Raw genomic sequence first — 26485 nt, forward strand, 5'->3', positions numbered from 1 at the left:
CATGTCTTTCCAACTTATTATTGTAAACTATTACAGCATAATATGCAATAACTATTCTTCTACTAAAAAATTAGGTTTCTTAACTCTATAAGGTTCATTAGTTAAAGAATTAATACCCAAACAACCACTACTTAGTAGAATTAGATCGACTAAATCCTTAGGTCTTTTTAATAAAAATTTACCACTGTCAACTATATAATCAAATCCTAAATTTAGTTCTTCAATCATTTTACTAACATTTTCAGTGCTTATTTCATCACTTTCAATACGATTAATAAACCTTTGAACATTTTCATAATATTCAACTACAAATTTAGAATTAGATTTTGTAAGCAATTCTCCATCACTTATAATCTTATCATCTGCATAAATTAAATCAGATGCTTGTTTTTGATAATAAGTTTCTAAATTTAAATATTTTTGATAAAGTTCTTTATCTAAAATATAAAAATCATTATTAAAATTAAAAAAAGCAATTTGAGCTAAATCTAATTTGAAAGAAGGATAATTATCAATTACCATACCTTCTTTATTTATTTTAACCTCATAATTTTCAGGTTTAGAGAAAAATACATTATTCTCTACTTTAATTGGAGAAGCTAACTTCATCCAAATTAAAAACGTTTGTGATTCATCATTTTCACATTTAATTATTAAATATGGAAATGATATAGTAGCAGCTTCAAGTAAACTTAAAGAAGCTTGTGTTTCATTCATCTTTTCAATATAATCAATTTTACTGTCTTGATCTAAATACATAAATCCAGCAAAATTATCATGGTTATTATAATCCTTAATATGTATCTCATCTAATAGTTCAATTAAATGGTCTTTTATAACATTCTCAAAGAAATTTTCCAAACTTTTAGCATAATCAAAGGTGCTTAGTGAGACCAACGAATCGTTTTCAAAGAGATAAATTCTTTCCTCTTTATTAAACTTAGGTCTTTTAGCACCATAAAATTCTGTATTAGTTATTTCACTTTTTAAAAAATCTACAATATTCATATATACTCCTAATCTTTTGTTGTGTATTCTGCATCAAAGACATCTTGTTCTTTGATTTTACTACTACTGCTTGTTATAGGCTCACTCTTACTACTAGGTTTATCTGATCCAAAAGTACTGTAGTAATAAGTTCTTTGACTAGAAGAGTGGTTAGTTTGAATGCTTGGTCCAGTATTTAATAAAAGCAAGATAGCAAGATCAGCAATTATAAATGGAACAATTAAGGTAGACCCTCTCATAGCTGCCATATGCAAAAGCATTAACAAAATTGGGAAGTAAGCTGAGTTTGAAAATTTAAATAATATTAATAATGTATAAATACTTAATAAAATTGTAACAAAAACGAATCCAAATCCATCGATGTTATATACCCCATACTGAAATAAAGTACTTACTCTTAAAATAACATTAAATACAACAATACCCCATGAAACCATGCTCAGTATTAAACTGATTAAAAATGCCATAGTTTTATTTTTTCCACTTATCATTTTAAGCAACAACTCCCTTTCCTATGTATAAATATTATCATAACTAAGTTATAGTTGTATGTAAATTATAAGAATAAAATTAAAAAAAATTTCAAAAAAAGTATTAATTAGAACTATAAAGCATAATATAGGTGAATATTTACAATTAATAGCCTGTTTTTAGAAAAAAATTACGTGTGTTATTCTATTGTATATAGAGAATAAGGACAAAAGTAGATTGAATAAGTTACTTATTATTGTTATAATTACTATGTTAATTTAAGGGTATCATATAATATTACAAAAATTTATGGAGGTTTATCGAATGAAAGAATTAAAATTATTCACTTCAGAATCAGTATCTGAAGGACATCCTGACAAAGTTTGTGACCAAATTAGTGATGCCATTTTGGACGCTTGTTTAGAACAAGATCCTTATTCACGTGTAGCATGTGAAACATTTGCAACTACTGGAACAATTATTGTTGGTGGAGAATTAAGAACAAATGCAAAAGTGGACTTTGAAGCCATTGTAAGAAACAAGTTGAGAGAAATTGGTTATACTAGTGAAGAACTAGGAATTGGTTGCGATACTTGTAGAGTAGAGATCCTAATACACAACCAATCATCTGATATTGCCTTAGGAGTAGATGAAACAACAAATACAAGTAAAGTAATTGGAGCTGGAGATCAAGGAATTATGTTTGGTTTTGCATGTAAAGAAACATCTGGATACATGCCTTTACCAATTGTACTTTCACACAATCTTGTTAGAGAAGCTAGTATGCAAAGAAAAAGTGGTTTGTTTAAATGGTCAAGACCAGATATGAAATCACAAGTAACAATTGATTATACTGATGAAACTAATCCAAAAGTACACACAGTTTTAATGTCAATTCAACATGATGAAGATTATAATCATGATCAGTTTGTAGCTTATATTAAAGAACATATTATAAAAAAAGTATTATCTGAATATGAAGTTGATACAAGTGAATACGAAGTGTTGATTAATCCAACAGGTCGATTTGTAATAGGTGGACCACATGGTGATGCTGGTTTAACTGGAAGAAAAATTATAGTAGACACTTATGGAGGATATTCAAGACATGGAGGCGGAGCCTTTTCAGGAAAAGATGCAACTAAAGTAGATAGAAGTGCAGCTTATGCAGCACGTTGGGTTGCGAAAAATGTTGTTGCAGCCGGATTTGCAGATAAATGTGAAATACAACTATCTTATGCAATAGGTGTAGCCCATCCAGTATCAATTCTAATTGAAACTTTTGGAACAAATCACATAGAAGAATTTAGAATTGCCCAAGCAATTAGAGAAAACTTTGATTTAACACCATCAGGTATTATAGATGCATTACAACTAAAAAGACCAATATTCTCAAACACAGCAGCATATGGTCACATGGGACGTAAACATCCTGACTTTACATGGGAAAAGTTAGATAAAGTAGAAGAATTAAAAAACTACATTAAAGCAAACTAACTTAAATTAAAAGCCACTATTATGTGGCTTTTAATTATTTAAAGTTAAAAATTAAAGAAAGAGTCAAAAAATAAAGTAAGTAAAGGCTTATTTAAGGAAAATTTACAAAAAATGCTAGTTAATTGTTGCAAAGTAAAATCTATTATGATATTATTAAGTAGCAGTAAAAACAACTACTTGCCTAAGTAGCTCAGCGGTAGAGCAATCGGCTGTTAACCGATCGGTCGTAGGTTCAATCCCTACCTTAGGCGCCATTATGGAGTAGTACTCAAGCGGCTGAAGAGGTGCCCCTGCTAAGGGTATAGGTCTGGAAACGGGCGCGAGGGTTCAAATCCCTCCTACTCCGCCATTTAAGGCCCGTTGGTGAAGCGGTTGAACACACATGCCTTTCACGCATGCATACACGGGTTCGAATCCCGTACGGGTCACCATTTAAAACATAAAACTACCAGTTGGTAGTTTTTTTTGTATGCATTTATATTTTAAAAAGTAAAAACTACTTAAAGAATATAATATCTCAACTAAGTTTAAACAACAAAAAGAAATAAATAAAATATTACAAAAAAGTAAGATAAAAAGTTTAATTGTCATAAATAAGTAAGAAACTATTATTATAGATTTGATAAAATTTAATTACTATAGGTAAAAGGAGAAGTATGATATACAAATTATCATACAAGATAAATATGGCAAGATTATTATTAACACAAGTATTTCCTTGGCTATGGCCAATAAGAGAAAAACAAAAAAAGTATTGCTTTTATATGTTAATGAAATTTGATACTAATAAATATTCCTTAGCAAAAGATCATATATTTTTTAACAATCTAGTATATGAATGCAAAACAGAGCTAATAAATTTAGAAAGTGGCTATGATATAAAATACCAACATAATAAAGTCCACAATCTTAAAATAGCAGCCAAAGCATTTAATGGATTAATTATAAAACCAAATGAAACCTTTTCCTTTTGGAAAGTACTATCATATTACTCTAAAAATGAACAATTCAAAGAAGGCTTAAATGTAATAAGAAATAAAATGAGCTTAATAAAAGGTGGAGGATTATGTCAAGTTAGCAATATGATATATGAAGTATTATTAAATACTGAACTAACAATAACTCAAAGACAAGGTCATGACTCATTATCCTTTCCAATCTTAAATCATGATAACTTACAAGGCATAGATGCAACAGTAAATGAAGGATGGTTAGATTTAAAAGCTATTAATTCAACAATAAATACTTATCAACTTAAACTAGATGTAGATAACAGATACCTAAAAGTAGCAATATATTCAAAAATAAAACCACAATACACATATAAGCTTTATAACAATATAAAAGAATACTTGAAAATAGAAAATAAGTATTACTTTCATTGTTCTTTAGATAGAAAACAATATAAAAATAATATACTACATAATAATGAAACCATAATAGAAGAGTATAAAGAAATAAATTTTCAAGAAAATCTTATACCTAAAGAAAGGATTAAAGATCATGAGTAAAACAAAAATATTATTATTATTTGGAGGCAAATCAACAGAACATGAAATAGCATGTATGTCAGCCTATACAATTACTAAGAACATAGATAAAGAAAAATATGAAATAGAATTAATTAAAATAGATAAGAAAGGCTCATGGAACTTAATAACAAACATTGAAGATATTTGTAAAGATAATATCAAGCCAGCCATTATTTCATTAGATAAACCGCTAACTTATCAAGAAAAAGAAATCGAATATGATTATATTTGGCCAATCTTTCATGGTAAAAATGGCGAGGATGGTGTAATACAAGGAGTATTACAGGCATTAGAATTATCATATATTGGTTGTGATCTAGCAAGTTCAGCTTTAGGTATGGATAAATATTACTCGCAAATAATTGCAAATCATGCTGGGATTAAAACAACTAAAAGTATTAAATTAAAAGATAAAAGAAATCTAGAATCAATATATGATCTAAAAATGCCTTTATATATTAAGCCAATAAAGTCAGGATCATCAATTGGAATAACTAAAGTAAGCAAAGTAGATGATATAATCAGTGCAATAGATACTGCTTTTAAATATGATAATGAAATAGTAATAGAAGAAGAAATAAAAGGATATGAGGTTGGTTGTGCTATCGTTGGCAATAAAGATAAAATAATTATTAGTAAACCAGATAAAGTATTACTAAATGATGATTTTTTTGATTATAAAACAAAGTATTTAAGTTCTGAAATAATGTTTACTAATGAAACACAAATAGAAAAAGAACTAGAAAATGAGATAATGAAAACAGCTCTTACTATTTATAATATCTTAGGTTGCAAAGACTATGCTAGAATAGATATGTTTATCGATCACAAAAATAATATTTATTTTAATGAAATAAATACCATTCCAGGTATGACACAAGGAAGCAGATTTTCCAAAATGTTAGAAAAGACATTTGAAACATACACAAATGGAATAGACCAAATAATCAAAAACTCTCTAGCATACAATAAGTAAAGGTTCAAACCTTAGATTTTTTTAAAACATTTAGTGCAGTTTTAACAAAACCGGTTCAAAAAATAAAATAAAATTAATATATTACTAGTTAAAAATTAATCATCTTTGTTAAAGAATAATGATAAAATAAAGTAAACTAAAATAGAAGGTGATTAATATGACTAGTAATCAGAAAACAATATTAGTAATTCTTATTATAACAATAATTGCAACTATTACTTCTACATTAAGAGTTGATAGTGTGAATATTTTAGATGTGTGTCAAAATGTAGTTAAACCTAATCAAAACCAAAAAATAAACAAATAGCGAAATGATTAACACTTTGTGGAAACAATTGTTTAAATTATTAGTATGTGATATAATTAATATGATATAAAAAGTTTGCCTTGGCAAATTTTTTTTAATGATAAATTAAATAGGAGCAAAACATGAGACTAAGAAATAATCCAGAAGCAGGTAATATACTAGATAGTTCTACCTATACAATACAAGAACAAGCTACTTCATATTTCAACAATGATAACACACAACTTATTTTAGAAATTGGAATGGGAAAAGGTGATTATATTGTAGGTATGGCAAAGAAATATCCACATATTAATTTTGTAGGGGTAGAAAAATATGCTACAGTACTTGCAAAAGCGCTAGAAAAAGTAGAAAATGAACAATTAAACAATATAAAAATACTAAATGTAGATGCAGTTGAATTGCCAGAATACTTTGAAGATTACTCAATTGATGAAATACACATTAACTTCAGTGATCCATGGCCAAAATCAAGACATGCAAAAAGAAGATTAACATTTAGAACGTTTTTAGATTTATATAAAAAATTATTAAAAGAAGATGGTATTTTAAAGCAAAAAACAGATAATCAAGGATTGTTTGAGTCTTCTTTAATGTCATACAGTTTATATCCTGCTTATTTAACATTTGTAAGTGTTGATTTACACAATAATGAAATAGCAAAAGATAATGTAATGAGTGAATATGAAAGAAAATTCTCAGGAATGGGACAGCCAATTTATAGTGCCCATGTAGTATTTAAATTGAAAGGTGAAAAAAATGAATAAATTCCATGCATTTTTAGTTGAAGGTAAAACTTTAATAGTAAGATTAATTAATAAAACAACAACAGAATATAAAAAAGATAAAGAAGTAGCAACATTATATAACAAAGACCAAGTAATTGGTTATAACATATTTAATGTCGAACTACCAAATAAGGAAAATGGCTTATTGAAATATGATAAAGAAATAGAAGCATTAGTAAATAAAGCATTAGCAACAATAAATCAACAACCATTAGAAATGGATGATATTAGTAAATATTTTGTAATTGGATATGTAAAAGAATTAGAAAAACATCCAGAAAGTACAAGATTACATATTGCTCAAGTAGACTTAAAAGATGAAGTATTACAAATAGTGTGTGGAGCTAAAAATATAGAACAAGGTCAAAAAGTGGTAGTTGCGAAACCAAATGCAGTACTATTTAATGGTACTTGGATAGGAAAAGGCAAATTATTAAAAGTAGATAGTGCTGGAATGATTTGTTCAAGTAAAGAATTAGGATTAACAAAAGAATCAAATGGTATCCTAGTTTTAGAAGATTCAGCAGTAATAGGAAATACTTTCTTTAATGAAAATTAGGGAAATAAACCTTCCAAGTAAAATAATAATAGCTCCAATGGCAGGAGTAAGTAATCATGCATTTAGAAAAGTATATCGCAAATATACAAAAGGACTAATATGTGCTGAAATGGTATCTGATAAAGCAATACTTTATCGAAATGAAAAAACATTAAATATGATTAATGTTGATAAAGATGAAGGTATGGTAAGTATGCAAGTCTTTGGTGGAGAAGTTGATAATATTGTAAATGCAGCTAAGTTTATAGATGAAAACTCAAATGCTACTTTTATTGACATAAATATGGGATGCCCTGTAAAAAAAGTATTAAAAACAGGCGGGGGTTCAAATTTATTAAAGTATCCAGATAAAGTAAAAGAAATTGTAACAAAAGTAGTTAATAATGTTTCAAAACCAGTAACAGTAAAAATAAGAGCAGGATTTGATTTTGATAGTATCAACTATTTAGAAATAGGACAAATAATTCAAGATAGTGGTGCAAGTGCTATTACTATTCATGGAAGAACACGTTCACAATTTTATGAAGGTAAAGCTAATTGGGATTACATAAAAGACTTAAAAGAACATTTAGATATTCCTGTAATTGGAAATGGTGATATTCAATCAGTAGACGATGCAATAAAAATGTTAGAATATACAAAATGTGATGCAATTATGATCGGAAGAGGTATCCTTGGAAATCCTTGGTTAGCAAAAGAAATAGAGTACTACTTAGAAACAGGAAATAGATTAGAAGCACCAAGTTATCAAGAAAAAATAAATCAAGCTATCGAACATTTAGATCTATTAGTTCAAGAATATGGAAACAAAATAGGTGTTACATCAATGAGAAGTCATGGTGCATGGTACTTAAAAGGTCTTAGTGAAAATGCAAGAGTTAGACAAGCATTAAATACTGAAAATACTTATGAAGGTATGAAAAAAATATTTGAAGATTATATAATATTTTTAGACAATAAAAAACAATAGAAAATACTTATTAAAAGTAAATGTTAATAAGACAAGGTGTAATAGCGTTTAGTGACAACTAAGTTCGATTACGCCTTTTTATATACAATGTATATAATTTATGAGTTAAATAAACTATTGTTTGATTGAAAAAAACACAAATTAATAATATGTAAGTGCCTAAACAAACATATTATTAAAAAAATCAAATAAAACGCTATTTAATTCAATAATTTAATATATATGATTTATGTATATGTTATAATTATATGAAAAAAATGTTATAATATAAAATCAAGGGAGTGATTATTTAATGAGCGTAATATTAGGTAAATTAGCTATAAATTCATCAAGATTAATCGGAAATCGCGGTACAGATATTGGTGGCGTTGTAGCATTAAAGTTTAATAAGAATATTTTCAGTAAACTAGCGGCAAATATTGAAAATATCATTTTAGTAACAGGAACAAATGGAAAAAGTACTACAACAAATATAATAGCAAGTGTACTTGATCAATTACCAGATTCAACTATAGATAATCGTAAAGGCGCTAATATGTATACTGGTGTCTTAACAGCTATGATTGAAGATTATAAAATATTTGGTAATAATAAAATAAAGTATGCTGTTTTTGAAGTTGATGAAGGTTCAGTACCTAAAATTATGAAAGAAATAAATGCTAATTATTTAGTAGTAACCAATTTCTTTAGAGATCAATTAGATAGATATAGTGAAATGGATATGTTAGTTGATAGAATAGATAAATCATTAGATAATAAAAACACACAATTAGTTTTAAATGTTGATGATCCATTTTGCATGCGCTTAAGCAATCATCAATATATAGGTTATGGATTAAGTAGTAATATAGATTTGTTTAAAGAAGGAAGCGTATCAGATTCAAGATTTTGTCCAGTATGCGGCAGTGAATTAACATATACGCATAACTTCTATGGACAGCTTGGACATTATTATTGTTCTAATTGTAGTTTTAAACGAACAGAACCAAAGTATGAAGCCCAAGAAATAAAAGATAAAAATTTACTTATTAATCATCATAACTATGAACATAACTTAAGTGGTGCATATAATGCCTATAATGTTTTAGCTGCAATAAGTATATTAAAGGAATTAAATATAAAAGATGAATTAATTGAAAAAGGATTAAAAGCATATTTTTCAAATGATGGTAGAATGCAAAAAATAGTAATAAAAAATAACGATGTTTATTTGAACTTAGTTAAAAATCCAGCAGGTATGAATATGACATTACAAGAAGCAATGAAAATGGATATTGAAAACATAGCCTTTATATTAAATGATCATGAGCCAGATGGTAGAGATGTTTCTTGGATTTGGGATGCTGATTTTGAATATCTATTAGAAAAAAATATTGCGAAATACTTTGTTTCAGGAACAAGAGCACAAGATATGGCACTAAGATTAAAAAATATGGGAGTAGAACCAAATAAAATAATAGTAGACAATAACTTTGATGTTTTAATAGAAGTAATCACTGAAAAAAATGCCTTAGTAGTTGCAAGCTATACAGCTTTAAATGATGCTAAAAATGCTTTAATGAAAAAGGAGGATAAATAATGGATTATAACATTTATCATATGTTTCCTAAACTTCTTAATTTATATGGAGACAGAGGAAACATCTTAACTTTAAGTTATTATGCAAAACAATTAGGATTAAATCCAGTTGTACATGAAATTGACAATGTAGACAATATAGACTGGGAAAATGTTGATTTTATGCTAATTGGAGGAGGTAGTGATCGAGAACAAGCCCTAGTTACAGGTCAACTATCAAAAATAAAAGATAAATTAAAAAAAGAAGTAGATAATGGCTTGCCAGTACTAGCTGTTTGTGGAGGGTATCAATTTTTAGGAAAGTTTTACAAAGATACATCAGGTAATATTTTAGATGGATTATCGGTTTTAGATATGGAAACAGTAGGACAAACTAAACAACGTATGTTAGGAAATCTTATAGTTGAATCTGATAAATTTGGAACAATTGTTGGATTTGTAAACCATGCAGGAGAGACTTTTCACAATCTAGATAAATTAGGAACAGCAATAAATGGCAAAGGAAATAATCTAGATACAAACGAAGAAGGTATTATATACCAAAATCTAGTAGGTACATACTTACATGGACCACTATTACCAAAGAATCCTAATATTACAAAATTCTTTTTACAAAAATTTATGGAAAAAAACAATTTAGAGTTCAATGAACAAAAAATTGATACTAGCTTTGAAGAAGAAGCAAGACAAAATATGTTAAATAAAATATCTAAAGAAGGAAATAATTAAGATGGAGAAGTCGGAGAAAAAAATGTCTAGATTAGAAAGACATAAACAAAGACGCGAGGGTGAATTAGCTAATAGTACAACGCAAATTAATTCTGATACGACAATGAAACAAACATATGATATTAATCCGATAGCAGCAAAAGAAAAAGAAGGGGTAGCTAAAAGAAAAAGATCATACAATAATATTGTTGTATCAAAAAACTTAGACATTGAGGATATAAGAAAAAAAGCAGCAGGTGTTAAAAGAGAGTTATTTGATATTGAAGAAGCTTTTAAAAATATGAAAAATGATAATAGAAGTTATGATAGAGATACTCAATTAGAGATAATGAATGATTTGTTCAGTGAAAATATGATTGAGTATAATGATACAATTGAAATTTTAAAAGATCATCATACAAAAGAAATAACAATAAGTGAAGAAGATTTAATAAAAATGCTTGATGAAAAAACAATTGCAAAACAAAAAGCAATAAAAGCTAGTGTTAAGGCTAAAAAAGCTACAATTAAACCAGCTAATATTAGTTCGCCAGAACATAAAAATATTCCTAAGGAAACAATTCCTGTTAAGGAATTAGACAGTGGGAATCGACCAGTAGTTGAAGTGTTAGCAGATGTTAGTCGAAAAAAAGTTGATCATTCAATGACACAAAGAATAAATTTGAATTTAGAAAATAACACAGAAAATGAAACAAAGACAAGTAAAGCAAAAAAAGCAAAAAAGCAAATCAAGAATACTAAGCCAAAAAAAGTAAAAAAAGTAAAAAAATCAGTAAGTAAACCAGTAAATAAACCGGTAAATAAAACAAGTCAAACAAAGCAAAGCCTATCAGTTAACACTTTATTAGGGGTAGTTTTAATTGTTTTAATAATCTTTTTAGGCGTATTAGTTTACCAGGCATTTGCAGGATAGGTGGAAAAATGAAAAAAATCATTATTGCAATTGATGGACCAGCAGCAAGCGGAAAATCAACAGTAGCTAAAATAGTTGCAAGTAAACTAGGTTATAAATACATTGATTCAGGGGCGATGTATCGATGTGTTGCTTTATATGCTATAAATAACAACCTAGATGAAAAACAATTAGAAGAAAATTTAAATAAAATAAACATTGAATTTGATGAAAAGAACAATGTTTATTTAAATAATCAAGATGTTACTTTAAAAATTAGATCTAATGAAGTTACGAATATAGTCCCTCAAATTGCTAAGAATGCTAAAATAAGAAGTTATTTAGTACAACAGCAGCAAAAATTAGGGGCAACAAAAGGTATTGTAATGGATGGTAGAGATATAGGAACAGTAGTATTTACAAATGCAGAATTAAAAATATATCAAATTGCTTCAGCAACTGCTAGAGCAACAAGACGACATAAAGAAAATATTGAAAAAAATATTCCTTCAGATTTAAAGGAAATAACAAAAGAAATAGAACAAAGAGATTATCAGGATATGAATAGAGAGCATTCACCTTTAACTAAAGCTAAAGATGCACTAATACTTGATACTTCAAATATGACTATTGAACAAAGTGCAGATGCAGTAATAAAATTAGCAGAAGAAAGGGTGAAATAGCATGGCAAGTTTAGGATTAGTAGCAATAGTAGGTAAACCAAATGTAGGAAAATCAATGCTTTTTAACAGAATAGTAGGAGAAAGATTAAGCATTGTTGAAGATTATAGTGGGGTAACTAGAGATAGATTATATGCTAAGGCAACATGGTTAACAAAAGAATTTAGATTAGTTGATACAGGAGGAATTCAATTAGCTGATGCTCCTTTTATTGATGAAATAAGAACTCAAGCAATGATAGCAATTGAAGAAGCAGATGTCATAATATATGTAGCAGATGGAAAAATTGGTGCTACAAGTGATGATGAATATGTAGCTAAAATATTAAAAAAATCAAAGAAACCAGTCATTTTAGCAGTTAATAAAATAGATAACTTTGAATTAAATACTAATATCTATGAATTTTATTCACTTGGATTAGGTGATCCTATTGCTTTATCAGTATCTCATGGTATTGGTATAGGAGATTTATTAGATAAGGTAATTGAAGACTTACCTAATGAAGCAAAAGATGAAGATGAAGATACTATCAGATTTAGTCTAATAGGAAGACCAAATGTAGGAAAATCTTCATTAGTAAATGCAATCTTAAATGATAATAGAGTAATAGTATCAGACATTGCAGGTACAACAAGAGATTCAGTAGATGTATCATTTACTAATAATGGCCAAAAATATGAGGTAGTAGATACTGCTGGATTGAAAAAACGAGGAAAAATATTCGAAAACTTAGATAAATATGCGGCCTTAAGATCAATGGGTGCAATTGAAAAAAGTGATATTGTTTTATTAGTAATTGATGCAGAACAAGGTATCTTAGATCAAGATAAGAATGTTGCAGGATTTGCTTATGAAGAAAGTAAGCCAATAATAATAGTAGTAAACAAATGGGATTTAGTTGATAAAGATACAAACAGTATGACTAAATTTGAAGATAAACTAAAAGAAGAATTCAAATTTCTTGCATATGCAAATGTTGTCTTTGTATCAGCCTTAGAAAAGAAAAGAATCCATACAATATTTAATGCTATTACAGAAACAAATGATAGTATGAATAAAAGAGTAAGCACATCTGTTTTAAATGATGTAATAAGTGATGCTCAAGCAATGAATCAATCTCCAATGTTTAATGGTGGTAGAGTAAGAATATACTATGCTTCACAAGTTGCTATAGCACCACCAACATTTATATTATTTGTAAACAATACAGATTATATGCACTTTAGTTATCAAAGATATTTAGAAAACAAATTACGTGATGCCTTTGGCTTTGAAGGAACACCAATTAAAATTTTATTAAGAAAAAGAGTATAGTTAGGAGAATTTTATGAAGGTAAGTATTATAGGTAGTGGAAGTTGGGGAACAGCTTTAGCTCAAGTATTAGCAGATAATAAGCATGATGCCATAATTTATGGAATAGATAAAGAAGAAATCAAAGATATTAATAGTGGATATAATCATAAGTTTTTTGATGATTTAAAAATAAATAGTAATATAAAAGCTACTACAAGTTTAGAAGAAGCTTTAAAAGATACAGATGTAATACTAATGGTAGTACCTACTAAAGTAACAAAATCTGTATTAAAAGAAATATCACAATATTTAAATCCCAACAAAAAAGTATATATTGTAAATGCATCAAAAGGATTTGATCCTCAAACAAATGATCGCATGTCAGAAACAATTAGAAAAACAATCAGTGAAGAATATCGACATGAAGTATGTTCAATAATAGGTCCATCACATGCAGAAGAAGTTATTCAAAGAATGTATACAGCAATATGTAGTGTTAGTTTAGATACAGATGTTGCTGAAGCGATACAACTTCTATTCTCAAATGATTACATCAGATTATATACACTAACAGATGAAGTGGGCGCAGAATATGGTGTTGCTTTTAAAAACGTTTTAGCGTTGTGTAGTGGTGTAATAACAGGAATAGGATTAGGAGACAACACAAGAGCTGCTCTTTTAACAAGAGGCTTACATGAGATGATTAATTATGGTGTTGCTAAAGGTGGAAAAGTAGAAACCTATTTAGGATTAACAGGTATAGGTGATTTAATAGTTACTGCTACATCAGTGCACTCAAGAAATTATCAAGCTGGACTAAAAATTGGACAACAACACTCATCAAAAGCAGTAGTAGAAGATGCCTCAACGACAATTGAAGGTGTAAGAACATGTAAAGTAATTTATCAAGATAGCCAATCAATGGGATTAGAGCTACCAATAATAAATGAATGCTATGCAGTATTGTATGAGGATGAAGATCCAGAACAAGCAATTAACAATTTAATGAGTAGAAAATTAAAAGCAGAAAGGTAAAGGTGATAAAAAATGCCAATAACATTTAACGATAATGGAACAACATTCTTATTAATGATTGTACCAATGGTGCTAGCAATGATAGCACAATCAAGTTTAAAAAATACATATAACAAATATTTACAATTGCGTAATTCTAGAGGAGTATCAGGAGCACAAGCTGCAAGAGATATTTTAGATGCACATGGATTACAAAATGTTAGTATTGGAGTTGGAAAAGGTTTTCTAACAGATTATTTTGATCCAAGAAGTAATCATATTAATTTATCACCAGAAGTATATAATGGATATTCTGTAGCCTCAGTTGCTGTTGCAGCACACGAAGTTGGACATGCAATTCAACACGCTGAAAAATATCCAGTAATTGATATAAGAAACAAAGTATTACCTGTAGCTTCATTAGCAAGTAATCTTTCATGGATGTGTATTATGATTGGTTTATTCTCATCATTTACAGGTCTATTATGGCTAGGAGCAGCAATGCTAGCAGTAATTTTACTTTTTCAAGTATTAACATTGCCTCTAGAATTTGATGCATCTAAAAGAGCGGTAACTAATTTACAAGCAAATGGATTAATAATACAAACTGAAGTAGGCCCTGCAAAAGCAGTCTTAAAAGCAGCCGCAATGACATATGTAGTTGGAGTATTAGCAGCATTAGCCAATTTATTAAGAATAATTATTATTGCAAATAGAAGAAATTAAACAAGGAAGTGAAATAATGGGCAAAAAAAAATATCAATACTTAGGTTTTGCATTTATAGTAATACTTATGTATACAGCTGTAACTAACTTTTCAAGTTTTAGCGGCAGTTTAGGAAAAGTATTTTCAATTATAAAACCAATAGTATATGGAATGGGAATAGCATATTTTATATATCCTATAGTAAAAATAATGTATGAAAAATTACTATATCCACTAGATAATAAACGAATAAAAAAATTAGGTTATTATATTAGTATTCTGATAAGTTACCTGCTCCTATTCATGATATTTTATATGCTTTATTCATGGTTAGCCCCAATAGTAATTGAAAGTGGTAATAAAATTGCCAATTTAGATTACTCAAAAATAACAAGTGATACTGTAGAAGAGTGGAAACAACTACAATCTCAATATTCATTGTTAGCAAATATAGATGCAACTAATTTGATAAATACATCAATTTCAAAAATATCAAATTTATTATCTGTTGATAATGTCACAAAATATATTACAGGAGTAGTTGGATTTACAACTTCAATATATGCAGTAGTAATGGGTATTATTATAAGTATATATATGATTTTATCAAAAGAGGAACTATTTGCAGCATCTAATAAATTTTTTGAAGCAGTAATGTCTGTTAGACAATTTAAGTATAGTAAAAAATATTTTTTACATTTTGAAAGTACTTTTAAAAAATTCTTCTTTGGAAAAATGCTTGATTCACTAATAATAGGAATACTTGCTTTTATAGGACTTTCATTATTAAAAGTACCATTATTTCCATTATTAGCTATAGTAGTAATGATTACAAACATGATTCCATACTTTGGACCATTTATTGGAGGAATCCCAGTAGTATTAGTAACCCTATTTGTAACTGGAGATCCAATGCAAGCCTTATGGTCAGCATTGTTTATCTTAGCTCTACAACAATTTGATGGAATATACTTAGGACCTAAAATACTTGGGGATTCAGTAGGAGTTTCAAGTGTATGGGTTATTATAGCTATAGTTATCGGTGGAGCAACCTTTGGAGTGTTAGGACTATTGTTATGCGTTCCAATGGCCGCAAGTCTAAAAGAAGGATTTAATGAGTTTTATGATTATCGAATGAGTCAAAGAGATAGTCAAATAATAGATAACTAACTACAAAAGAGCAGCTTTATGCTCTTTTTAATTAATCAGGGTTTCTTTAAGTAATGTGGATAACTTTTAATCAAAAAACATAAATATAATCACTAATGTACATTGACTTTACTAGCTAAAGTAATGTATAATTATGGTTGACACAAAGTGTCGTTTTGTAGCCCCGGAAAACTACAAAATGATTTAGGAGGAATACAATGCGTCAAACTACAATGGCTAATAATAGCACAGTTGAACGTAAATGGTATGTTGTAGATGCAACAGAATTGACTTTAGGTCGTCTTTCATCTCAAATTGCTGCAATCTTAAGAGGAAAGCACAAACCAACATTCACACCACATGTAGACTGTGGTGATTACGTAATCGTAACAAATGCAGAAAAAATTAAATTAACAGGTAACAAGTTAGAGAAAAAAATGTATCACAATCATTCTGGACACATCGGTGGTCTAAGAACGAGAAGTGCAAGAACAATGGTTGAAAAATATCCTACAGAAATGTTAGAAATAGCAATCAAAGGAATGTTACCAAAAACTACTTTAGGACGTCAACAAGGTATGCACTTATTTGTGTATACTGGTAACGAGCACCCACATACTGCTCAACAACCAGTTGAACTAAAAATTAAAGGTTAAGAAAGGAGATATATCATATGTCAGAAGTAATGTACAGAGGAACTGGACGTCGTAAGAGCTCAGTTGCACGTGTAATTTTAGTACCTGGAAACGGGAAAATTACAGTAAATGGTCAAGATGTAAGAGAATATCTTCCATTCGAAGTTTTAGTATCAGATCTTGTTCAACCACTAATGATCACTAACACTTTTGAAAAGTTTGATGTTTTAGTAAACATCAACGGTGGTGGATTCACTGGTCAAACTGGAGCAATCAGATTAGGTGTTGCTAGAGCTTTATTAGAAGCTTCAGCAGATTACCGTCCTGCTTTAAAAGCAGCTGGAATGCTTACAAGAGACGCTCGTGTTAAAGAACGTAAAAAATACGGTCTTAAGGGAGCAAGAAGAGCACCTCAATTCTCAAAACGTTAATACGTTTTCACTAAGAGATAATTTCTGGAAGATTTCAGGAAGTGTCAAAAGACTTAAAACCCTTTATTTTAAAGGGTTTTTTGTTTTTCCAAGTTTTGTGAAATAACACAAAATTCCGAGCACTTGCAACAACCTTGTAACACCAAGGCTTCTTTTTACTATTGGAAACGCAACAAATTTACTATGTATATCATCCAATTTAACTGAATAATCAAACAACAGGGAGTAATTAACTAAAAACTAATTACTTCCTTTTTTTATACCCAAATTGAGGGAAAGGAGGAATACTTATGTCTAAAGTATTTGCAGTGTCCAACCAAAAAGGTGGAGTCGGTAAGACTACTACCTGTATCAATCTTGCTGTAGGTTTAGTAAACCAGGGTAAGAAAGTATTACTAGTTGACGCTGATCCACAGGGCAGTATGACAGTATCTCTTGGTTATCGTAATCAGGATTCACTAGAAAACTCACTAGCTACTTTAATGACGAGTTCTATTAAGAACACAGACTTAAAGGTTGGTGAGACCTTACTACATCATGTGGAGGGTGTTGACCTCATACCAGGAAATATTGAACTTGCTGCTATGGACGTTACACTCGTTAATACAATGAGTAGAGAAAAGGTAATGAAGAATGTTATTGATACAGTTAAAGACAATTACGACTATGTAATAATCGACTGTATGCCTTCTCTTGGTATGATGACAATCAATTCATTAGCTTGTGCTGATTCAGTTATCATTCCTGTACAGGCAGAATTCTTATCTACCACAGGAACAGTACAGCTGTTACAGACTATCTCTAGTGTTAAGCGTAACATTAATCCTGAATTAAACATTGATGGAATTCTAATTACTATGACTGATGAAAGAACTAATCTTTCTAAGAATATTAGAGAACAGATACATGAAGTGTATGGTAGAAACATCAAAGTTTATAAGGATTCAATCCCAAGATGTGTAAAAGCAAGTGAGTGCACAGGTGTAGGAGAATCGGTTTTCAGGTATGATCCTAATGGAAAGGCTACTAAGGCTTATGCGGACTTTTCAAAGGAGGTAAATGAAAATGGCAAACAGGTCAAACGAAATAAAAATCAGCAATATCGATGATTTATTTTCTACGCAGGAGTTAAGGGATGTATCAACTAATACTAAGGTATTACATATCGACATCCAAAAGATTGATGATTTTCCTAATCATCCATTCAAGGTAGAAAACGATATGAAGATGGTCGAACTGGCTAAAAGTATTGAAGACAATGGAGTTCTAGTACCAGCAATGGTAAGACCTACAAAAGATGGTAGATATGAAATGATATCAGGACATCGTAGGAAGTTTGCTGCTCAAATGGCAGACTTAGAAAGAATTGCTTGTATTGTTAAAGAGTTATCTAATGATGAAGCAACAATCATCATGGTTGATAGTAATATTCAACGTGAAGGTATCTTACCTAGTGAGAAAGCATTTGCTTATAAGATGAAGATGGAAGCAATTAAGCACCAAGGACAAAGACAATCAACTTCTACACCAATGGTGTCGAAGTTGTCAGCTGAAAGTATAGGTGAAGAAAATGGTGAAAGTAGAGAAACAGTTAGAAGATTTATCCGATTAACTTATCTAAATAAACCATTGCTTGATATGGTAGATGCAAAAATTGTAGCAATTAGACCAGCTGTTGAAATATCTTACTTAACTGAAGATGAACAAGACCGATTACTTGATAAAATGCAATTGAATGATGCTACACCATCATTAGCACAGGCCATTAGATTAAAACAATGTTCACAAGCGGGAAAACTTGATGATGAGACTCTTGGAGCAATCATGGCCGAATATAAGCCAAATCAAAAAGAGCGTGTCTCTTTAAGAAAGGAAGATATTAAGAAATATTTTCCACGAAATTATGATGATGATCAGATAAGAGAAACAATAATGAAACTTATTGAAGACTGGTCAAAAAAGAAGAAAAAAGAAATACAAAGTAGATAGTTACCAACAAGGGAGGAGTGCGCCCAAACCAGGATAGGAAGAATTTTTTCTTCCCCCTCACACTCCCCCTGTTTTTACTATCTGAGAATATTATTTACTGAAAAAAATAAGTAAATAACTTAATAAGAAATACTTAATTAGAAAGGAATAAAGAAAATGAATTTTAATAAAGAAGAATTAAGCATTATTAGTTCAGCTTTAATGCATTATGCTTTTAGTCTTAATGGTGAACAAGCTAAACAGGCTAAAGATGTTTTAAACAAAATTGAAGCTAATCAACATGATGATTATGAAAAGATCACAGAGTTAATTAAAAATTATTCAAAAGGAGATGAAACTCATGGATAACGGTATGAAACAAATCCTGGAATACTTTGCTTTAAAGTATAAAGGTGATTTCGATAAAATTTATGAAGCATTATCAAACAAAGAAAAAGTTGACCCAGAACTTGGACCAACATTAATGGAATCAAAGAAGAATAAGTGTGTAACAATCATTGATGATAAATACCCTGAATTCTTTAAATCAAAAGAATGTCCACCATTTGCATTGTTCTATGAAGGTAACTTAGAACTTATTGCTGATGATCGTCCAATACAATCAGCTGTTGGAAATGATGGAAGAATGATTTTAGGTGTAAGTCCTGTTATTAGTGAATCAGAATTTAAACTAGATTATGTAATTGCTTGTGAGAGTCAAGATGATTTAGAAAAGATGAAAACAATAATGCACGATAAGGGTATTAAGTTGAAGAATCATACACAGCCTCCTAAGGAACAAATGATTTAGCCTTATTATCTTTCTGAGTAAATCAATAAGTGTTATGATTTAAATATAAAGAGATACAGGAGGATATGTTTATGAGTACTAAGAATGTTATTAAAGTTGAAATAAGAAGTACATCTGGATTTTGTTCATATGAAGATGCGTATGAGGATAAAATCGTAATAACAAAAGAAAGTATTAAATATACATATAATCCAATGTTTATTTCAGATATCAATCCAGTAAAAAAATGGTCTTTTAAAACAAACAATGAAGTATTCAATGTTTTGTTTGATCGTATTTCTAAAGATGTAATTGATATCATCTATAGAGAACTTGATTACATGTGTGAAGATATAGGTGCAATAACATTTATTGTGACATATGATGATAAGTCTAAAGATAAAAGAGATTTCTTTGTTCCTGGTGATGAATTTAAAGAGTGCTTTGCAAATATTAGAGTAATGGTGCCCAAATGTGAGAATGTTCCACCAGTTCTATTAACAGAAGATGACTATGAAGATGATTAATCTGCAAATTAATTAATTGCAAGATTGAATAGTCTTCCTTCTAGGAATACATTGAATGTGAAGAGGAGGAATGCTTTATGTTAAAAAGAATACTTGCAATTCCAATGGCTGTAGTGTTAGTTGGTATGTTTATTAGTGCTTCAAATGTTCCTGTTCCTGATGAATCAATGAAAGCAGTTCAGGAAACAATTGAAAAGGATCAAAAGAACACTAAAGAAAATGAAGAAACAGCTGCTAGTGAAACTAATCAAGTTGTCGAAGAAAAGACAGCTGAAAAGAAAGAAGTTAGTAGCAGTAATACATCGGTGGATAATTCATCAAAAAAAGTGGAAAACTCTAGTAAACAAGTTAGTTCTTCAAGTACTTCTAGTTCTAGTAGTGTTCCAACTAAGATTGAAGAATCAAAACCAACTGATAATTCAATACCTAGTACACCAGCACCAACACCTAAGCCCACACAACCAGAAAAACCAAAAGAAGAAAAACCTATTTCATATAATTATCAAATAGGTAATTCAGGTAAGCTATATACTGATGAAAATGTGGCATATAGTGAAGCTGAAAGATACTCAGATAATTACGTAAGTGATACAAATTATGTTAGTGGATATTTAGTATATTCAACATATGATAAATGGACTATCTCGTATTATTACAGTAATTATTAACAACAATTAAATAGAAATAATAAGTAAGGAAGAATGATTATAATGTTCTTCCTTTTTTATTTTAAACAGGAGAAAAACAATGATAGATAAGATAAAGAAGAATGTTAGAAGATTCTTAATATCACTAGCTAGTTTAGCGATAGTGATTAGTGGAGCAACTTCATCAGCTCAAGCATTAACTGGAGTAACAAGTTGCGATGTACCTAGTGATTGGTATTTAACCACAACAGGAAATGTAGTAAGTAATAGACATGAAGGATATTTAAAGGTTAGTGGACAACCAGTTTTCTGTGTTGATTACTATGCTGAATATCATAGTGGAAAAACAGTAACCGCAGGAACACCTGCTGATATTGGATTGAGTGAAGCTAAAGCTAAAAGATTATCGTTAATTGCTTATTATGGAACTAAAGTGGCTGGAAGAACAAGCCAAGACTGGTATGCAATTACACAAGGATTACTATGGAGAGAAATCCATGATAGAACTGATTTACAATTTGTAACATGTAAAACAGCACCTACATATCAAGATCAACAAAGATGTTGGAATGAAATCTTAGCTGACGTTGATCGTTATTATGTAATGCCATCATTTGCTTCAGGAACACATGAAGTAGATATGGATGGGCAAATTGAATTAACAGATACCAACGGAGTGTTATCTGATATGGTAGTTGTTAGTTCAGGTAACCTAAATGTTTCAATTAGTGGAAACAAGTTAATCATTAAAGGAGCTTCTAATGCTTCTGACTTAACAAGTATTACATTAAAGAAAAACATTGCTGCAAGTGAAACAGGAACAACAATTGTTTATACTGCTAGTGATTGTCAATCACTTGGAAGCTTTAAGATTGCTGATCCAGTTCGTGTATCATTCAGAGTTAAAACAAATAAATATGGTAACTTTGAATTATTAAAATACAATGATGATAAGTCAGCAACAATTCCTAATACTAGTTATAGAGTAACAGGTCCTAATGGATTTGATCGTACTGTACAAACAAGTAGTGATGGAAAGATTAAATTAGATCGTATTCCAGTAGGTGATTATAAATGCGTAGAAGTAAATGCTGCTACAGGTTATTTAATCAATACAACTGAATTTGAATTTACAGTTAAAGTATTAGAAACTACAACTATTGATCCAACCAATTTAGAACCAACAGGAAAAATCAATCTAAAGAAGAGCATGGATGTATCAAAAACTGATAACAAAAAAGGTGATGCTGTTATCAACGATAATACATATACCTTATATGCTGCTGAAACAATTACTAATGTAGCAGGAACTAAGAAGTTCTATGATAAAGATCAAAAGGTTTCAGCTAAAAAAACAAATGCATCAGGTGATATTACTTGGGATGATCTTCCATTAGGTAATTATTACATTAAAGAAACTGCAACTAATGATTCATTAGTTTTAAATACTAATACCATTAATGTAGCTATTACTTATCAAGGACAAACAGTATCAAAAGTTATTGTGGATAAAGACACAAGTGATAGAGTCAATATGCAAAAGATTCAAGTATTTAAATCAGGAGAAGGTGAAGGTATCTCTGGAGTAGTTAAAGGATTACAAGGAGCAGAATTCACATTCAAATTAAAATCAGAAGTTGATCATGTAGGTTGGGACAATGCAACTACATATGATGTTGTTACTACTGATGAAAATGGAAAAGCTAATACAAAGTATTTACCATATGGAACATATTTAGTTAAAGAAACAGCTACTCCAAAAGATTATGTAACAGCACCAGATTTCACAATCTCAGTTACAAAAGATTACACAGAATATACAGATGTTGAACAAGTAAGAAGAGTTAACGTGAATAACGCACCTTTCAAATCACAAGTTAAACTTGTAAAGATTGATAAAGTAACAGGAAAGACTGTTACTTTAAATAGTGCATCATTCAAGATTAAAGATTCTAAAGGTAATTATGTAGTTCAAAAAGTAGGTGGAGTTAAATATGATACTTTCACTACTAATAGTAAAAACAATATCGTAGTTATTAGAGGTAAAGATGGAGAAGTTACTTTACCATTAACTTTATTAGCAGGAACATACACTATTGAAGAAGTAGAAACACCTGAAGGATTCTTATCATTAGAAAATCCAGTTAAGTTTACTATTACTAATCAATACGATTATGATCTTGATGAAGATGAAGATCCAATGCTTACAGTTAAAGTGGAAAACTTACAACCAACTGGAACAATTGAATTATATAAATCTGATAAAGTATCAAAAGAGCCTTTAGAAAATGTTGAATATGAATTAACAGCAACTAAAGATATTATTAGTCCAATCGATGGTAGTATTCTTTATAAAAAAGGTGATCTTGTTTCAAAAGATAAAACTAACAAAGAAGGTAGAATCACAATTAAAGATTTACCAATGGGATCATATCAATTAAAAGAAACATTAACTTTAGAAGGTTATGTTTTAAGTGAAGAAGTACATGATATTGAATTCACTCAAAAAGATTTAACAACTAAGGTTTATTCGATGGATATTAAAATTACTAATATTGCTCCTACTGGAGAAATTCATTTAGTTAAAACTGATAAAGACTCAAATGAGTTATTAAGTGGAGTTCAATATCAATTAACTGCTGCTGAAGATATCTATTCATTAGATGGAAGAAAGACATTAATTTATAGAAGTGGACAAACAGTATCTAAAGATATTTCTGAAGATGGATTCTACTTAACAAATGAGTTAGGTGAAATCAATATCGGTGACTTAGCTTTAGGTAAATATCAATTAAAGGAAACTCAAGCTTTAGTAGGTTATGCAACTGATAAGAAAGTATATGATATTGATTTATCTTATGATCATAGTGATAAAGTTCTATACACTCAAAGTTTAGAATTAACTAATACTAAAACAAATATTAATATCACTAAAGTAGATGCTACTACTGAAAAAGAATTACCAGGAGCACACTTAACTGTTTATGATAAAGAAACAAATAAAGTGGTTGATGAATGGACTTCAACAAATGAACCTCATGTAATTAGAGGATTAGAAATCAATAAGACTTATGTATTATGGGAAGACTTAGCACCTATTGGATACGCAACTGCAAGTGATGTTGTATTCACAGTAAATGATATAGGTGAAGTTCAAAAGATCGTAATGAAAGATGAAATCACTAAAGTAAGTATTTCTAAACAAGATGCAAGTACTGGCAAAGAATTACCAGGAGCAACTTTAATTATCACTGATAAAGATGGTAATCAAATTGATAAATGGATTTCAACAAATGAAGTACATATGATCTATGGATTACATGTAAATGAAGAATATACTTTAACAGAAATTACTGCACCTGAAGGCTACAATAAAGCTGAATCAATTAAGTTTACAATTGGTGATACAGGAGTAGTACAAAAAGTAGTGATGAAAGATACTCATAAACCAGTCGTAGTTCATACAGGTGATAGTACTAATGTTAAGTTCTATATGTTCTTAATGTTTGCTGCAGGAATTGCTATCGTAGCAGGAAAAGTATACTTCGCTAAAAAGAAAAAAGATTAGTGAAAAGGAGTGAGTGATATGCCCTAGAGAAGACAAGACTAAACAAGCTTTTGAGATGATAGAACAGGGGGTTAAAGATGTTTATACATCAGACAACTTCCTTAATTACTTACAATCATTATCAAAGTTTCATAATTATTCCTTGAATAATACAATGTTGATATTATGTCAGTATCCAACAGCATCATTAGTTGCTGGATTTAATTCATGGAATAAGAATTTTAAAAGACATGTAGTAAAAGGAGCTAAAGCTATTAAGATATTAGCTCCTTATCAAGTTAATGCTAAAACACAAGTAGAACAAAAAGATGCAAATGGTGAAGTCATAAGGAATGATAAAGGAGATGCTTTAACTGAAGAGAAAGTTTATACAGTGACTAAGTTTAGAGTAGTTAATGTATTTGATATTTCTCAAACAGATGGACAACCATTACCTGAATTAACTCATGATTTAAAAGGAACATCAGATAGTTCGAGAGCATTAATAAAATCAATAGAAGAAGTTTGTGAAATACAAATTGAGTTCAAATCAATTGATGAAGATCAAACACTTAGTGGAGGAGCGAAAGGTTATTATAGCCTTACTGAAGATAAGATAGTAATTAACTCAGGACTAGATGATATCCATAAAGCTAAAACCTTAGCACATGAATATGCCCATTCACTATTACATAAAGAATTAAATAAACCACAAAGTCAACGAGAGATAGAAGCTGAATCGTTGGCTTTTGTTATTTGTAATCACTTTGGAATTGATACCAGTGAATATAGTTTTGTGTATGTTGCTACATATGCTGAACAAAACGATCAATTCTTAAAACAGACATTACTTAATATTCAAAGTAATGCTCATGAAATGATTACAAAGTTAGAACCAATTTATGAAAGGAATATGGATATGAACAATGATAAAGAGTTTAACATTGATCTTAATGATGTGCATTCAACTGATGATAGTTATTTAACACCTGTAGAGCTTGAATACATCTCTAAAGGACTAGTTGAAGATTTAATGAATGATGTCTCAGCGATGCCTGTTTATGATTATCTGAGATCAAAAGATAACGAACCAGAATTGGGTAGAGAAGTTATTGATAGTGATTTAGGTGCAATTGTGGATAAGTATGCTGATAAACATCCTTTAGCTGCTAACTTATATCATGTTAATGATTACTTTGAAAAAGGAGTTAAAGAAACAATTTTCCTAAGATGCTATTTAGATATTATGGATCCCAATATGGATAGACCATTTGTTGAAGATAGCATCCAAAGAGAAAACTATTTAAGATTTAAATCATTTGGTGAAAGTGTACTTAGTGGTGATGCTACTTATATTAAGTTAAAAGCCAATAGTTCATTTATGGATTTGAATATTGATAACCTGGGAAATGATAGGTTTGCAATGTCTCATTACTATGAAGTAAATGGAGATATGATGGCAGATCCTGATATGGAGATTACATTTGATACGGAGAATCAATTAATATATGGTCAAACATTTCAACAGGACAATATGAACATGTATCAAGATATTAATTCTAATCCAGAAGTAGCAGATGACTTAAATAAATTCCTTAATGGATGGTTAAAGAATATTAAAGAAAACAATTATAAAATAGCTGAAATAAAAGGAGATGACTTCTCAATAACCTTTGATAAAAAAGGTAATGTAATTGAAGCTGAAGGTAATCAAGAAATGATTAATAAAAATAAGTTTGTTCAATTTAACATAGAACAAAAATCACAGGGAAAAGGACAGGTAAGATAA

General features: G+C 29.5%; 27 protein-coding genes and 3 tRNA genes. 28 read left to right on the top strand and 2 right to left on the bottom strand.

Annotated features, from left to right (window positions below; all coding sequences use genetic code 4):
* Positions 1-51: 51 nt before the first annotated feature.
* Complete coding sequence (locus tag ACD762_RS01930) at positions 52-1008, bottom strand: hypothetical protein (RefSeq protein ID WP_423364189.1); 957 nt, start codon at positions 1006-1008, stop codon at positions 52-54.
* An 8-nt stretch (positions 1009-1016) separates the two neighbouring features.
* Positions 1017-1499: a hypothetical protein gene (locus ACD762_RS01935; protein ID WP_423364190.1), complete on the bottom strand. Its 483-nt coding sequence runs from the start codon at positions 1497-1499 to the stop codon at positions 1017-1019.
* Positions 1500-1803: 304 nt separating this feature from the next.
* Here ACD762_RS01935 and metK point away from each other — a divergent pair, with 304 nt between their 5' ends.
* The 28 genes from metK to ACD762_RS02075 all read left to right on the top strand — a co-directional run bounded on the left by metK (position 1804) and on the right by ACD762_RS02075 (position 26485).
* Positions 1804-2976 (top strand): methionine adenosyltransferase, encoded by a 1173-nt coding sequence (gene metK, locus ACD762_RS01940; RefSeq protein WP_423364191.1) that lies wholly within the window; start codon positions 1804-1806, stop codon positions 2974-2976.
* A 179-nt stretch (positions 2977-3155) separates the two neighbouring features.
* Positions 3156-3230: transfer RNA gene (locus ACD762_RS01945), tRNA-Asn, on the top strand.
* A 4-nt stretch (positions 3231-3234) separates the two neighbouring features.
* Positions 3235-3325 (top strand) — tRNA-Ser (locus ACD762_RS01950).
* Positions 3326-3330: 5 nt separating this feature from the next.
* Positions 3331-3407 (top strand) — tRNA-Glu (locus ACD762_RS01955).
* A gap of 225 nt (positions 3408-3632) precedes the next feature.
* Positions 3633-4487 carry a VanW family protein gene (locus ACD762_RS01960; protein WP_423364192.1) on the top strand — a complete coding sequence of 285 codons (855 nt, stop codon included), beginning with the start codon at positions 3633-3635 and terminating at the stop codon, positions 4485-4487.
* Positions 4480-5484, top strand: coding sequence for a D-alanine--D-alanine ligase family protein (locus tag ACD762_RS01965; protein WP_423364193.1), 1005 nt, complete (start codon positions 4480-4482; stop codon positions 5482-5484). Before ACD762_RS01960 ends, ACD762_RS01965 begins: the two co-directional genes overlap by 8 nt.
* A 157-nt stretch (positions 5485-5641) precedes the next feature.
* Positions 5642-5791, top strand: coding sequence for a hypothetical protein (locus tag ACD762_RS01970; protein ID WP_423364194.1), 150 nt, complete (start codon positions 5642-5644; stop codon positions 5789-5791).
* A gap of 122 nt (positions 5792-5913) precedes the next feature.
* Complete coding sequence (gene trmB, locus ACD762_RS01975; RefSeq protein ID WP_423364195.1) at positions 5914-6558, top strand: tRNA (guanosine(46)-N7)-methyltransferase TrmB; 645 nt, start codon at positions 5914-5916, stop codon at positions 6556-6558.
* Positions 6551-7138 (top strand): YtpR family tRNA-binding protein, encoded by a 588-nt coding sequence (gene ytpR, locus ACD762_RS01980; RefSeq protein WP_423364196.1) that lies wholly within the window; start codon positions 6551-6553, stop codon positions 7136-7138. Before trmB ends, ytpR begins: the two co-directional genes overlap by 8 nt.
* Positions 7128-8108 carry a tRNA dihydrouridine synthase DusB gene (dusB, locus tag ACD762_RS01985; protein ID WP_423364197.1) on the top strand — a complete coding sequence of 327 codons (981 nt, stop codon included), beginning with the start codon at positions 7128-7130 and terminating at the stop codon, positions 8106-8108. The genes ytpR and dusB overlap by 11 nt, the downstream gene beginning before the upstream one ends.
* A gap of 292 nt (positions 8109-8400) precedes the next feature.
* Positions 8401-9687 carry a MurT ligase domain-containing protein gene (locus ACD762_RS01990; RefSeq protein ID WP_423364198.1) on the top strand — a complete coding sequence of 429 codons (1287 nt, stop codon included), beginning with the start codon at positions 8401-8403 and terminating at the stop codon, positions 9685-9687.
* A complete protein-coding gene (locus ACD762_RS01995; RefSeq protein WP_423364199.1) occupies positions 9687-10415 on the top strand; it encodes a type 1 glutamine amidotransferase in 729 nt (242 codons plus the stop codon). The genes ACD762_RS01990 and ACD762_RS01995 overlap by 1 nt, the downstream gene beginning before the upstream one ends.
* A gap of 22 nt (positions 10416-10437) precedes the next feature.
* Positions 10438-11328 carry a hypothetical protein gene (locus ACD762_RS02000; protein ID WP_423364200.1) on the top strand — a complete coding sequence of 297 codons (891 nt, stop codon included), beginning with the start codon at positions 10438-10440 and terminating at the stop codon, positions 11326-11328.
* Between the two features lie 8 nt (positions 11329-11336).
* Positions 11337-11990, top strand: coding sequence for a (d)CMP kinase (cmk, locus tag ACD762_RS02005; RefSeq protein ID WP_423364201.1), 654 nt, complete (start codon positions 11337-11339; stop codon positions 11988-11990).
* Position 11991: 1 nt separating this feature from the next.
* Positions 11992-13302 carry a ribosome biogenesis GTPase Der gene (gene der, locus ACD762_RS02010; RefSeq protein WP_423364202.1) on the top strand — a complete coding sequence of 437 codons (1311 nt, stop codon included), beginning with the start codon at positions 11992-11994 and terminating at the stop codon, positions 13300-13302.
* A 13-nt stretch (positions 13303-13315) separates the two neighbouring features.
* Positions 13316-14317 (top strand): NAD(P)H-dependent glycerol-3-phosphate dehydrogenase, encoded by a 1002-nt coding sequence (locus ACD762_RS02015; RefSeq protein WP_423364203.1) that lies wholly within the window; start codon positions 13316-13318, stop codon positions 14315-14317.
* Between the two features lie 12 nt (positions 14318-14329).
* Positions 14330-15022: a zinc metallopeptidase gene (locus tag ACD762_RS02020; protein ID WP_423364204.1), complete on the top strand. Its 693-nt coding sequence runs from the start codon at positions 14330-14332 to the stop codon at positions 15020-15022.
* Between the two features lie 16 nt (positions 15023-15038).
* A complete protein-coding gene (locus ACD762_RS02025) occupies positions 15039-16172 on the top strand; it encodes an AI-2E family transporter (RefSeq protein ID WP_423364205.1) in 1134 nt (377 codons plus the stop codon).
* 197 nt (positions 16173-16369) lie between these two features.
* Positions 16370-16807 (top strand): 50S ribosomal protein L13, encoded by a 438-nt coding sequence (rplM, locus tag ACD762_RS02030; RefSeq protein ID WP_423364206.1) that lies wholly within the window; start codon positions 16370-16372, stop codon positions 16805-16807.
* A gap of 17 nt (positions 16808-16824) precedes the next feature.
* Positions 16825-17217: a 30S ribosomal protein S9 gene (rpsI, locus tag ACD762_RS02035; protein ID WP_423364207.1), complete on the top strand. Its 393-nt coding sequence runs from the start codon at positions 16825-16827 to the stop codon at positions 17215-17217.
* A 290-nt stretch (positions 17218-17507) separates the two neighbouring features.
* Entirely contained in the window at positions 17508-18365 is an 858-nt protein-coding gene (locus ACD762_RS02040; protein ID WP_423364208.1) for a ParA family protein, read from the top strand.
* A complete protein-coding gene (locus ACD762_RS02045; protein WP_423364209.1) occupies positions 18283-19206 on the top strand; it encodes a ParB/RepB/Spo0J family partition protein in 924 nt (307 codons plus the stop codon). The genes ACD762_RS02040 and ACD762_RS02045 overlap by 83 nt, the downstream gene beginning before the upstream one ends.
* A 156-nt stretch (positions 19207-19362) precedes the next feature.
* Positions 19363-19554 (top strand): hypothetical protein, encoded by a 192-nt coding sequence (locus ACD762_RS02050; RefSeq protein ID WP_423364210.1) that lies wholly within the window; start codon positions 19363-19365, stop codon positions 19552-19554.
* Entirely contained in the window at positions 19547-19996 is a 450-nt protein-coding gene (locus tag ACD762_RS02055) for a hypothetical protein (protein WP_423364212.1), read from the top strand. Before ACD762_RS02050 ends, ACD762_RS02055 begins: the two co-directional genes overlap by 8 nt.
* Positions 19997-20067: 71 nt before the next feature.
* On the top strand, positions 20068-20502 hold the full coding sequence (locus tag ACD762_RS02060; protein WP_423364214.1) for a hypothetical protein: 435 nt from the start codon (positions 20068-20070) through the stop codon (positions 20500-20502).
* A 77-nt stretch (positions 20503-20579) separates the two neighbouring features.
* On the top strand, positions 20580-21170 hold the full coding sequence (locus ACD762_RS02065; protein WP_423364216.1) for a hypothetical protein: 591 nt from the start codon (positions 20580-20582) through the stop codon (positions 21168-21170).
* Between the two features lie 79 nt (positions 21171-21249).
* On the top strand, positions 21250-24717 hold the full coding sequence (locus ACD762_RS02070) for a SpaA isopeptide-forming pilin-related protein (RefSeq protein ID WP_412893795.1): 3468 nt from the start codon (positions 21250-21252) through the stop codon (positions 24715-24717).
* Between the two features lie 13 nt (positions 24718-24730).
* Positions 24731-26485, top strand: coding sequence for a DUF6908 domain-containing protein (locus ACD762_RS02075; RefSeq protein WP_423364218.1), 1755 nt, complete (start codon positions 24731-24733; stop codon positions 26483-26485).

The sequence above is a fragment of the Mycoplasma sp. P36-A1 genome, from assembly GCF_049478495.1.
Taxonomy (GTDB): Bacteria; Bacillota_I; Bacilli_A; order JAJDGJ01; family JAJDGJ01; genus P36-A1.